We start from the raw sequence: 12,026 nt of genomic DNA, 5'->3' as shown, positions 1-12,026 counted from the left end.
AATACATCATTACTGTTTTACCAGTTTTTGTGTTTCTACAGTGCCGCTTTCCGTTTGCAGGGCTATACTGTAGTATCCGCTTGCCAAATGATTTACGGAGATACTATTATCACCTTTGGCTGCGTTACCTGTTGCCACTACACTTCCGGTAAGGCTGGTTATGGTATAGCTGCCGGCTTCATCGGCGACAAGTGTTACTTTTTCCCCGGCAGGGTTAGGGTAAATGCTGAATACAGGAGTGCTTATGTCTCCTACTTTTTTACTGCCGGCCGGTTTGGCACTGTTTTCTACTTGCGTAAAAGACCATTGTTGGTTTGTACCACCTCCATATGCCCACACCTGAATAAGTGCGCCATTAGCTGTAGAAACGTCGGTAACATCAAGCGCTTTTCCGCTATATACATTTTCTATTTTGTAATAGCCGCTGCCCACACTGGTTACTGTCCACTTGTAGGTGTCGTTATTTACAAAACTTTTTTGCTGCACTTTTATACCATCTGCTGTGCTTGTACTTGCCAAGGCAAGGTACATATTGGTTGATTTTACACGGATGTAATATTGGTTATTACCTGCGCTTTCAAACCTCCAGCGTTGGTTGTTTCCACCACCGCTCGTAATGTCCCATTGCTGTATGCTTGCACCGCTTGAGGTAGAATTGTTGGCTACATCCAGCCCTTTGCTGCTCAACCTCGAAATAATGTTGTAGTAGCCTGGAAAACCCTGCGTGCTGCCTTCAGTCCACTTAAAACTTATGGCTGCAGAAGCGGGGATTGAGTAAGTAAATGCATTGGAACCCGATACAATTTTGGTGCTCAATGCCGAACCCGATGAGTTATATACCACAAGCACTACTGAACCGTCGTTGTTTTTAAACGCTGAAGCCGAAAGGCTGCCGTTTGTACTGCTGCTGCCTATGCGTACAGCGCCGTTTTTTACGAACTTAGATATTTGCCCGATGATGTAGTAAGGTGAGTTACGGGTATAACTGCTGCTGCTGTTTATGGTTACGGCTCCCATACAATTGGTACACCCACCCGAGGTATGTGGCCCGTAAGAGGTATCAGTAGCCAGGTTCCATTCCAATGCGGTTTTACTCCAATTATTCATACTGCCGATTACCACATTTTGCATATGCCAGCCAAAGTCGCCCGAAAAACTGCCTGGGCCGCCTACATATTGCTCGGTAAAATATACGTTTTTACCGGTGTTGTTTTTTACTGTGGTCATTGCTGATATGCTGCCTGCATACAGGTGGAAAGCTGCGCCGTCTACATAGCTGCTGTTGTTCAGCACATCGGTAGGATAGGCGGTGTTGTCGCAGTTGTGGTCAAAGGCAATGATTTTTACATAACCATATCCGGCCGACATCAATGCTGGGCCAAGGTTGTTATTAATAAAGTTTTTCTGCTCGGTAGAGTTCATGGTCATGCTTGGCTCGTTGTATGGGTTCTCAGGCTCGTTTTGAGGGGTTATGGCCCAAATCTTTATACCCTGTGCCTGCATGGCCTGTAGGTACTTTACAAAGTAATTAGCATACACACTGTAGTTGGCTGCCAAAAGGCTGCCGCCTATCCAGCCATTGTTGGTTTTCATCCAATACGGGGCACTCCACGGGGTAGCCAGTATTTTGATGTTTGGGTTAATGGCAAGGATTTTCTGTAATATCGGCACTGTGTAGGTAAGCGTAAAACCCGACAGGCTGAAGTTGTTTAGCGCTGTATCTCCATAGGTGTCGTCGTAACTGTAGGTGTACTGGCTTAGGTCTGATGAGCCAATACTAATGCGCACCACATTAGAACTAAGCCCTGTGCTGGGATTAAAAAGTTCCTGTAGCAGGTTGTTTTGGGTAGTGGCATTCAGTCCCGAAATTACCTGTGCGCTGCCATCGGTCAGTGTCCAGCCATAGCCGTCTATGGTTTGGTAGGTGGTACCGGGGGTTACGGTAATGGTGTTTGAGTTGGTGCCGGAGTTTGTAGTAAAGCTTACATTTCCCTGCTGGGCAATTAAGGCCGACTGGTCGCCTTTAGTAAGCCACGGGGTTACGGTTTGTGCCAACCCCGAAAAGCTGAGGAGTAATCCGGTAGCTGAAGTAATAAAAAGTTTTTTTGCGCTTGCGCGAGAAATGAGTGAATGGTTTTTCATAATTAAAAATTTAATGAGACAAAATTTTAATTTGCATAAAATTAGTCTCTTAAATTTTCAGGAGGTTCAAAACACCTTCTATCAAAAACCTATCATTCTGCTATTTAAATCTTTACAAAAACTTATTTAAATGAATTAAACACCTTTGAAAATCAGTTTTTTAACACTTGAATCTTACTTTGTCTCAAAACCTTTCCAACGATTCTTTTCGTCGGTGATATCTGCTTTTAAAAGAGGTCTTATGTCCACTTTAGCGCCCTTAAGGATGTAAATACTAGTTCCGTTTTCCCTTGCCAATGGATTGTTCAGCTTACCGTATCGGGTTACCGATTCAAAAAGTGGCTTTTCTTTTTCACGTTCCGGATCGTCGTCACTTGCTTCCTGTACCAAAATCACGTTAGCGTATTTTTTATTCAGGTCTATCCAGTTTACATAGTCGGCATTCATGGTTACCGCCTGTATATTTGGGTCAGTACTGTAATAGTTTATGGCTCCTGCCTGTCCGTAATTGTCGCACAACACAAGCGTATTGTTATTTGTATCTACTTTGTGGTAGGCATTTTCAGCCATTAAAGCAATGGCACGCCACCCCTGCATATCGGCAAAATCCTGTGGCAGGTCGTGCAGCTTATCGTCTTCCCAACGCGATAGTTCAAGTTTCTTATAGCGTGCCGATATTGTTGAAATCTCTTTAGGACTGTATATCGGGAATGCAACTGTGGCAATCGGGATGAACAGTGCTATGGCAAGGATGACCAAAACCGGCTTTATGAAGCGCTTTTTGCCTGTTTGCAACAACTCTTCCAGATATACCGAACCAAAGCCAATATAAACAGGGTATAGCCCTAAAGCATAATATCCTTTGGCTTTAAACCAGATAAAAATACCCAGTACTATGAAGAATGACACAAAGAACACCCTGTATTTTTTAAAAGGGATGTAGGCAAGAAAACCAATTAATGCAGCCGGAACCAGATAGAATGTACCAATAAAAAACAACAATTGCTCTTTTATGAAACCACCACGGTCGGCATTTATAAGTTGAGTTTCGTTCAGTTCCTTCATGTGGTGCAGCACCGGCCAGTAGTTGTCGTATTGCCAGTACAGGTTGGGTGAAATAGTGAGCAATGCCAGTAGAGTAGCCCCTATAATATGCCCGTTAGCAAGTATGCGGCTGTTCCTAGTAAAAAGCAGCGCAGGTACTATTCCGGCTACGAGAAATACAATATTGTATTTGTTAAGGAAGCCTATGGCAAAGCCCACTGACATAACATACAGCCAGCGGTTTTGCTGTGTACTGATGTGCTTTATGAGTGCAAAGCATACAAACGTCCAGGCCAGTATATCGAAAGAATTGGGCTGGAATAGTAGGTTGATGCGTGCCAGTGCACTAAAAGTAAGTGCGGTAGCAGCCAGTATCTGGGCGTAGTAACCACCTTTCAGCTCTTTAATGATGTGCCACACCACTACTATGGTCAAAGCTCCGAAAAGTGCTGGGAAAAAGCGTACCCAAAAAACATCGTTGCCCAAAAGCCAGATTAGGTATGAAAACCATGAGGTAACCGGAGGTACCGATAAATAGCCCCAGGCTAAGTGGTGTGCCTGATCCAGGTGCAAGTATTCGTCGCGGTGCAGGTCGTAACCGGGGTCTATGAGGAAAAACTGTAATACTATTTTAATGATGACAAATAACAACAGTATTACAGTATTCTTCATGGCTTATATGCAGAGTTTTATTGGTGTTTTAAAAAATCCTTCAGCTCACTGTAGGTACTTATCTTTGTGGCTTTTTTCTCGCCGCCCAGTACCGCCTTTATCTGATCCGGAATAGGGATTTCAATGTTAAGGTTGTTTACAATGCTGTCTGCAAATTTAACAGGATGCGCGGTTTCTAAAAACACTCCTGTTAAATTTTCATGATTTTCTAAATATTTTTTTAAACCGAGGTAACCTACAGCACCGTGAGGGTCGCACAGGTAGCCGTCTTCGGTGTATACCTTTTGCATGGTAGCCACAGTTTCGGCATCGGTAAAGGAATATGAGGTAAGCTCATTATCAAGTGCGCCAAACTCCTTACCAAACAGTTCCAGTATGCGTACAAAGTTGCTCGGGTTGCTTACATCCATAGCGTTGCTCAGGGTTTCTACGGTAGGCTTAGGCTCATATTGTTGTGATTCCATAAATCTTGGTACCGTGTCATTCACGTTGGTAGAAGCCACAAAGTGCGCTATAGGCAGGCCAATCTTCTTAGCCATCATACCGGCACATATGTTCCCAAAGTTACCACTCGGTACACTCACCACTAGCGGTTTGCCTAGTTTTTTTAACTCTTTATAGGCTATAAAGTAGTAGAACATCTGCGGTAACCAGCGCGCCACGTTTATAGAATTGGCCGACGTAAGGCTCACATCTTTTAATTCTTCATCAAGGAACGCCTGTTTTACCATATCCTGGCAGTCGTCAAAGGTACCGTTAACTTCCAAGGCTTTTATATTTTGACCAAGGGTAGTAAGCTGCTTCTCCTGCACGTCGCTCACCTTACCGCTTGGGTAAAGGATTACTACATCTATGCCTTCCACACCCAGGAAACCACTGGCTACAGCCCCGCCGGTATCACCCGAAGTTGCCACCAGTATGGTAATCTTTTTATCCTCGCCCTGTGTAAAGTAATTAAGGCAACGCGACATAAAGCGTGCGCCTACATCCTTAAACGCCATAGTAGGCCCGTGAAACAGCTCCAGCGAATACACGCCTTCTTCTACCTGCACCACAGGGAACGGGAACGCAAGGGTTTCGGCTACAATCTGCCTTAGTTTATCTTCGGGTATTTCATCGCCTACAAATGGCGCTATGGCACGGTAGGCAATTTCTTCATAGCTGTAGTTTTCTATGTTTGCTATAAAATCAGCATCCAGCTGTGGTATGCTTTCCGGAAAGTACAGCCCTTTGTCTTTGGCTATGCCGGTTATGGCTGCTTCCTTAAAGCTGGTTTGTATGTCGGGGTTATTTAAGCTGTAGTATTTCATTATAATATCTTTATTCCTGTTGGATTTATTGCCGATACATGTACTTCAAACGGCACATTGATTTCTTCTAAAATTACTTTCATTGCCTGTGCGGCCTTCTCTGCGTTTTCTCTGCCTTTGCTTAGCGCGAATACCGATGGCCCCGAACCCGAAATCCCTCCACCCAAAGCACCCGCTGCAATGGCTGCAGCTTTTAGTTCGGCAAACTTAGGTATCAGTATACTGCGTACGGGTTCTACAAGTTCATCGTGCAGGGAGCGGCCTATAAGGTAGTAATCTTCGGTGTACAGCCCGCTTATGAGTCCTGCTATGTTGCCGCATTGTATGGTAGCTTTTTTAAGGCTGATGTTTTCGCGTAGCACAGAGCGCGCGTCTTTGGTCTTTAATTCTATCTGCGGATGGATAACCGTAGCATACAACTCCGCCGGAGCTTTTATGGCAATGATATCCAAAGGTTCATAACTGCGAACCAACGTAAATCCACCCAAAAGGGCAGGAGCTACGTTATCGGCATGGGCGCTGCCGCTGGCTAGTTTTTCGCCCTGCATAGCATGGAAAACCAGTTCCTTTGTGCTAAGCGGATTACCCAGTAAATGGTTGATGCCAAATACCGCACCTGCCGCACTTGCAGCGCTACTGCCTATGCCACTACCTGCCTTGATTTTTTTGGTAAAGCTGATGTCAAAACCGCAATAAGGCTGAAGTGCTTCCAGTAGCGAAAGCGCTGCTACACCGGCCACGTTCTTTTCGGTTTCCAAAGGCAAATCGGCACCGATGATTTCAGTGATGCGTATGCCTTTTTCGGCAGACTTTCTTATGGTCATTTCATCGCCCGTGCTGTCCAGGCAAAGCCCCAACACATCAAATCCACATGATACGTTGGCAATGGTAGCCGGGCAAAATAATTTTATCTCCTCCATAGTTTATTGGCCACGAATTATGCTAATTAAACGAATTTTATGAGTAATGAATTGGTGTAATTCGTGAAATTAGTGGCACGTCTTACCTGTTTCCTATCCTGATTACATCTGCAAAAATACCTGAGGCGGTTACATCGGCTCCTGCACCTGCACCTTTTATAATCAGTGGCTGATCGGCATAGCGGTCGGTGTAAAACAGTACAATGTTGTCTTTACCCTCCAGGTTATAAAACGGATGCGACTGCGGTATAAATTGTAGCCCAACATTTGCTTTGCCGTTTTCAAATGATGCCACAAATTTCAGGCGGTCGCCATTGTCTGCAGCTTTTTTGTATAGTGCATTAAAGTGGTCGGCATTTTTCTCAAGCGAAACCAAAAAGTCGTCGTTATTGGTGGTAGCCATACACTCATCCGGCAGGAATGAAATGGTTGCTATATCGTCAATCTCCATTTCGTAACCACTTTCACGGATAAGGATAACGAGTTTACGTTTTACGTCCACGCCACTAAGGTCAATCTTAGGGTCGGGTTCGGTATAGCCTTCCACCATAGCCTGTTTTACCACATCGCGGAAAGCCGTTGTATCATTAAAATTATTAAAGATAAAGTTAAGGCTACCGCTTAGTACTGCCTGTATTTTATGCACGCGGTCGCCGCTGGCCACCAGGTTTTTAAGGGTGTCTATAATAGGCAATCCTGCACCCACGTTTGTTTCAAACAAGAATGGCGCGTTGTACTGCCTGCTCAGGTTTTTCAGGTACTTGTAGTTAGAAAACTCAGACGAACAAGCCACTTTGTTACAGGTAACCACGCCTATACTGCTCTTAAGGTATTGTGCATAAGTAGCAGCAACCTCATGGCTGGCAGTGTTGTCTACAAAAATGCTGTTGCGCAGGTTCAGTGCTTTTATCTTTTTAATGAAACCGTCAAAATCACTGGCTTCACCTTGAGGTAGTAACGCTTTCCAGTTTTCAAGGTCTATGCCTTCCTCATCAAAATACATGGTACGCGAGTTGGCAAGGCCTGCTATACGTACATTCAGGTGCAAGTTATCGCGCAGGTATTGCGCCTGTTTTTGTATTTGGGCTATAAAGCGTTCGCCAACATTGCCTACACCCATAACAAACAGGTTCAGCTGTACTGTAGCATCTTCAAAAAAGGTTTCGTGCAGGGTATTCAGCGCTTTTTTTACATCCTTACTGTCTATTACGGCAGAAATGTTACGCTCGCTGGCACCCTGAGCTATAGCCCTGATGTTGATGTTATTTTTACCAAGAGTGCTAAACATACGTCCGCTAAGCCCCTGGTGGTTTTTCATGTTTTCGCCCACCACGGCTATAATGCTAAGTCCGTTTTCTATAATGGCAGGGTATATTTTTCCCTGTTGGATTTCAAAACTAAATTCGGCATTAATGGCGGCTTCGGCTTTAGCCGCTTCGTTATCGGCAATACCAAGGCAAATAGAATGCTCAGATGACGCCTGTGTAATGAAGATAACGCTTACGTTTTCTTTACTGATAACGTCAAACAAACGTTTAGAGAAACCTGCAACGCCCACCATACCCGGCCCCTCAAGGGTAATCAGGGTAGTGTTGTCTACGTTGCTTATACCGCGGATAGGGTTATCGCTTTTCACCTCCGGCACCTTGCTAATCACACTACCGTGGGCTTCGGGCTCAAAAGTATTTTTTATGTGTAGGGTAATGTCCTTGTTCAGTATGGGCTGAATGGTAGGAGCATACAATACTTTGGCACCAAAATGCGAAAGTTCCATAGCTTCCTCAAAGGTAATGTAAGGTATGGGCTCGGCTTGCTTTACCAGCTTAGGATTTGCAGTGAAAATACCGTTTACATCCGTCCAAATTTCAAGTGAAGGTACCTCAAGCGCTGCGGCTACAATGGCTGCGGTATAGTCCGATCCGCCACGGCCCAGGGTGGTGGTATGCCCATCTGCCGATTTGGCGATGAAGCCCGGCATAACCGTTACCTGTTTGTTGCTACGTTCGTAGTAGTCAAATATCAGTTTGTTGGTGGCGTCAAAGTCTACCGATGCTTTACCAAAACGGCTGTTGGTTTGTATTAGTTCTCGGCTGTCGGCAAGGGCAGCGTCTTCGCCTTGGGCTTTCAGTGCTTCCGATATTATATATGATGAGAGCATTTCACCAAAAGAAACAATAAGGTCTTTGGTACGCTCAGATAGTTCGCCCAGTAACGAGCAGCCATCCATTAGTGTTTCCAGTCGGTTTAGCTCACGTTTTACGTGGCTCAGTACTGCGCTTTGTCCTGCTACCGGAATCAGTTCTTTAACGGTATCCAGGTGACGTTTTTCTACTGTTTCCAGTATTTCTTTATAGTTGTCCTGTTTTTCAGATGCCTGTGTGGCGGCATTCAGTAGTAAATCGGTTACACCTCCAAGGGCTGATACTACTACGATTACAGATTCTTTTTCTCGTTTTTGTTTGATGATATTGATAGAGCGCTGTATGTTTTGCGCATTGGCTACAGAGGTTCCGCCAAACTTTATAACATTCATTTCTGAAATGGTTTTCGGTAAATATATGGATTTAAATACAGAGGGTTCCGCTATTTTCTCCCGAAAATAACCCTTAACGTGGCTATATGTAAATGATTATACCCCGCACGGGGTGATGGTTGTTGTTGTTGTGCCAATAATGCCAATAGCCCCGGTAAACGAGGTAGCTATTGTTAAATATTTATTGGCAACGTGATTCATATAGTTACAAATGTAATAATTTTACATAGCCAGCCAAATGGATAGGGGCTTTTTAGGGATATTCTAAAAATTCAACAAATTAAAGGGTGTATGAAGATTTTTGACACAAAAAACATTAGGGAAGCTGATAAAACTACAATAACTGCACAGCAAATTACTTCTTATGAGTTGATGGAGCGTGCCGCAACTGAGGCTTTTTTGTGGATTAAAAAACACTTTGCCGATAAGGAGACCACTTTCCATGTGTTTTGCGGACGCGGTAACAACGGCGGAGACGGACTGGTAATAGCACGGCTGCTACACAACGACCACTATGCGGTAAAAGTTGACATTATAGAGGAGGCGGGCAGTCCAACACCTGATTTTGAGTTGGCATTAAAGCATTTGCAGGAAAGCGGTATTAACATTAATACAGACATTGCCTATCCTTACGAAAAAGGTAAACTTATATATATCGATGCGTTATTTGGCATTGGGCTGAATCGGGAATTGCCCGAGGCTGTAAAAACAGTAGTTGAAAAGATAAATAGGAGCGAAGCCTATGTTATATCTATAGATACCCCAAGCGGATTGTTTATGGATAAGCCTACCGAGGTTGCGGTAAAGAGTGACTATGTACTCACATTCCAGTTCCCGAAGCTGGCTTTTTTCCTGCCGGGTAATTGCGAATTTGTAAATAAAATTGCGGTGCTGGATATTGGTCTTGATAAAGACTTTATTGCCAATACGCCTACTCATTTTTATTATATAGACAGAAAAGAAATAGGTACGCGGTACCGGCCGGTAAAGCCCCATGCACACAAAGGTACACAGGGGCATGCACTCATCATTGGCGGAAGCTATGGTAAAATAGGAGCGGTGTGTTTATCTGCCAAGGCTGCTTTAAAAGCGGGTTGCGGACTCGTAACGACTTATTTGCCTAAATGCGGCTACGAGGTTATGCAGGGTTATTTCCCCGAAGCTATGGCGCTGACGGATGGCGATACCCACATACAAAAAATCAGTTTCGATTTTGAACCGAAAGCTATTGGTATAGGACCGGGTATTGGTCAGCATCCCGAAACTCAAGAAGCTATACTCAATTTTTTAAAGCTGCAAACCAAACCCTTGGTGATAGATGCTGATGCGCTAAACATTTTGGCACAAAACAAAGATTGGTTACAGTACCTCCCCGAACACTCTATCCTTACGCCTCACCCTAAGGAACTTGAACGCCTTATGGGGAGCTGGCATGATGATTTTGACAAGCTTAGTAAAATGAAAGCTTTCAGTATGGAGCATAAATTGATTTTGGTAGCCAAAGATGCCCATACAATGATTGTTTCAGGCGAAAGCGTTTATGTAAACTCTACTGGTAATGCTGCACTGGCTACCGGTGGTAGTGGCGATTGCCTTACGGGAATCATTACCGGGCTGCTGGCACAGGGGTATAATCCTGTTGATGCGGCTATTTTTGGGGTGTATCTCCACGGGCTAACCGCCGATGTAGCAATTGCCGAAACCAGTATGCAGGCCTTCACTGCGTCGGATATCCTGCAATATCTGGGCAAAGCGTATATAACGATTGAGAACGAGTGCCGACAAAAATGAATTATTGGTAAAATTGTTGTTTTTTAATTGCAGAATAGTGAATTTTGGGCTTTCAAAAATCAGTACCTGATGGACAACATACATTATATAAGCAGTGATATCCTTTCGCTTGAAATTGTGAACACAATCCTGTCGCAGGATATGAAGCTTGCCCTTAGCGAGGAAGCCCGCGGAAACATAGAAAAATGCCGTGCTTACCTGGATAAGAAAATGGAAACGCACGAAACCCCCATTTATGGCATCAATACAGGTTTTGGGGCGTTGTATAATGTAAAGATTGACACTGATAACCTTTCTAAACTTCAGGAAAACCTTGTAAAGTCGCACGCTTGCGGTACCGGTGATGTGGTACCGGAAGCTATTGTGAAACTAATGCTGTTACTAAAAATACAGTCGCTTAGTTACGGTAATAGCGGGGTGCAGCTGGTAACGGTGGAGCGCCTTATCGATTTTTATAATAATGATATACTTCCTGTAGTGTATAACCAAGGGTCGCTAGGTGCATCGGGCGATTTATCGCCATTGGCGCACCTATCATTACCTTTGATTGGAGAGGGCGAGGTATTTGCTGATGGTTTCCGTCAGCCAGCGCACAAGGTGTTGGCAAGTTTTGGCTGGGAGCCTATTGTATTAAAAAGCAAAGAAGGCCTTGCCCTGCTAAACGGTACACAGTTTATGAGTGCGTACGGCGTTCATGTACTACTTAGAGCTGTTAAATACTCGTATTTAGCCGATGTTATAAGTGCTGTATCGCTTGAAGGCTTTGACGGACGTATAGAGCCGTTTAACGAGCACATACACATAGTACGTCCGCATAAGGGGCAGATTGTTACGGCACGCCGTATGAACGAGCTGCTTGAGGATAGCGAAATCATAGCACAGCCTAAAAAGCACGTACAGGATCCGTACAGTTTCCGTTGTATACCGCAAGTGCATGGTGCTACAAAAGATACTATTGATTACGTAAAAAAAGTGTTCCGTACCGAAATAAACTCGGTTACCGATAACCCTAATATATTTGTGGAAAGCGACGAAATCATTTCGGGGGGTAACTTCCACGGGCAACCACTGGCGCTTACGCTAGATTTTCTGGGTATAGCCCTAGCTGAGTTGGGCAGCATATCAGAGCGCCGTACCTACCAACTTATCAGTGGGCTTCGTGGTTTGCCGCCATTTTTAGTGAGCAACCCAGGACTTAATTCCGGCTTTATGATACCACAGTACACTGCGGCAAGTATCGTAAGCCAGAACAAGCAGCTAGCCACCCCGGCCAGTGTAGACAGCATAGTATCGAGCAACGGTCAGGAAGACCACGTAAGTATGGGGGCTAATGCCGCTACCAAAACACTACGAATAATGGAGAACCTGGAGCGTATCCTTGCCATAGAGCTAATGAATGCTTCGCAGGCACTGGAATTCCGCAGGCCGTTAAAGTCGAGTGATTTCCTTGAAATGTTTATCAGCTCGTACCGCGAGGAAGTACCGGTTGTAACCGAAGACCGCATACTGCATTATGATATAGAAAACACCTTGTCTTTCCTGCATAATTTGCAGATAGATGAAGTGGTTTACGAATAGATTATTGGATTTTCAGATTCTTAGATCTTTAGACTG

Annotated in this window: 7 protein-coding genes; 2 read left to right on the top strand and 5 right to left on the bottom strand. The window is 44.4% G+C overall.

All coding sequences use genetic code 11. The features are described 5' to 3' along the window. Positions 1-9 precede the first annotated feature (9 nt). The 5 genes from ACLI1A_RS05525 to thrA form a co-directional block, all read right to left on the bottom strand. A complete protein-coding gene (locus ACLI1A_RS05525) occupies positions 10-2,142 on the bottom strand; it encodes an RICIN domain-containing protein (RefSeq protein ID WP_411406940.1) in 2,133 nt (710 codons plus the stop codon). Positions 2,143-2,316: 174 nt separating this feature from the next. Then, the gene (locus tag ACLI1A_RS05520; RefSeq protein ID WP_411406938.1) at positions 2,317-3,858 is read right to left on the bottom strand and encodes an ArnT family glycosyltransferase; all 1,542 of its coding nucleotides are present in this window, start codon (positions 3,856-3,858) and stop codon (positions 2,317-2,319) included. Between the two features lie 17 nt (positions 3,859-3,875). Beyond that, a complete protein-coding gene (gene thrC / locus ACLI1A_RS05515) occupies positions 3,876-5,168 on the bottom strand; it encodes a threonine synthase (RefSeq protein WP_411406936.1) in 1,293 nt (430 codons plus the stop codon). Then, positions 5,168-6,088, bottom strand: coding sequence for a homoserine kinase (locus ACLI1A_RS05510; protein ID WP_411406934.1), 921 nt, complete (start codon positions 6,086-6,088; stop codon positions 5,168-5,170). Before ACLI1A_RS05510 ends, thrC begins: the two co-directional genes overlap by 1 nt. An 82-nt stretch (positions 6,089-6,170) precedes the next feature. Next, positions 6,171-8,621 carry a bifunctional aspartate kinase/homoserine dehydrogenase I gene (gene thrA / locus ACLI1A_RS05505; RefSeq protein ID WP_411406932.1) on the bottom strand — a complete coding sequence of 817 codons (2,451 nt, stop codon included), beginning with the start codon at positions 8,619-8,621 and terminating at the stop codon, positions 6,171-6,173. 291 nt (positions 8,622-8,912) lie between these two features. On the opposite strand from thrA, the gene ACLI1A_RS05500 reads away from it, so the two are divergent. Together ACLI1A_RS05500 and hutH are read left to right on the top strand one after the other, a co-directional pair. Further along, positions 8,913-10,412, top strand: coding sequence for an NAD(P)H-hydrate dehydratase (locus ACLI1A_RS05500; RefSeq protein ID WP_411406930.1), 1,500 nt, complete (start codon positions 8,913-8,915; stop codon positions 10,410-10,412). A gap of 69 nt (positions 10,413-10,481) precedes the next feature. Continuing rightward, positions 10,482-11,990, top strand: coding sequence for a histidine ammonia-lyase (gene hutH / locus ACLI1A_RS05495; protein WP_411406928.1), 1,509 nt, complete (start codon positions 10,482-10,484; stop codon positions 11,988-11,990). Positions 11,991-12,026 lie beyond the last annotated feature (36 nt).

It is taken from the genome of Flavobacterium sp. RHBU_3, assembly GCF_046613565.1.
Lineage (GTDB): Bacteria > Bacteroidota > Bacteroidia > Flavobacteriales > Flavobacteriaceae > Flavobacterium.
This window is presented reverse-complemented; position numbering and strand designations above follow the sequence as displayed.

Bases quoted from the DNA above. Each gene is read 5' to 3' on its own strand.
- thrC (WP_411406936.1), bottom strand. From the start codon at position 5,168: ATGAAATACTACAGCTTAAATAACCCCGACATACAAACCAGCTTTAAG.
- ACLI1A_RS05525 (WP_411406940.1), bottom strand. From the start codon at position 2,142: ATGAAAAACCATTCACTCATTTCTCGCGCAAGCGCAAAAAAACTTTTT.
- hutH (WP_411406928.1), top strand. From the start codon at position 10,482: ATGGACAACATACATTATATAAGCAGTGATATCCTTTCGCTTGAAATT.
- thrA (WP_411406932.1), bottom strand. From the start codon at position 8,621: ATGAATGTTATAAAGTTTGGCGGAACCTCTGTAGCCAATGCGCAAAAC.
- ACLI1A_RS05500 (WP_411406930.1), top strand. From the start codon at position 8,913: ATGAAGATTTTTGACACAAAAAACATTAGGGAAGCTGATAAAACTACA.
- ACLI1A_RS05510 (WP_411406934.1), bottom strand. From the start codon at position 6,088: ATGGAGGAGATAAAATTATTTTGCCCGGCTACCATTGCCAACGTATCA.
- ACLI1A_RS05520 (WP_411406938.1), bottom strand. From the start codon at position 3,858: ATGAAGAATACTGTAATACTGTTGTTATTTGTCATCATTAAAATAGTA.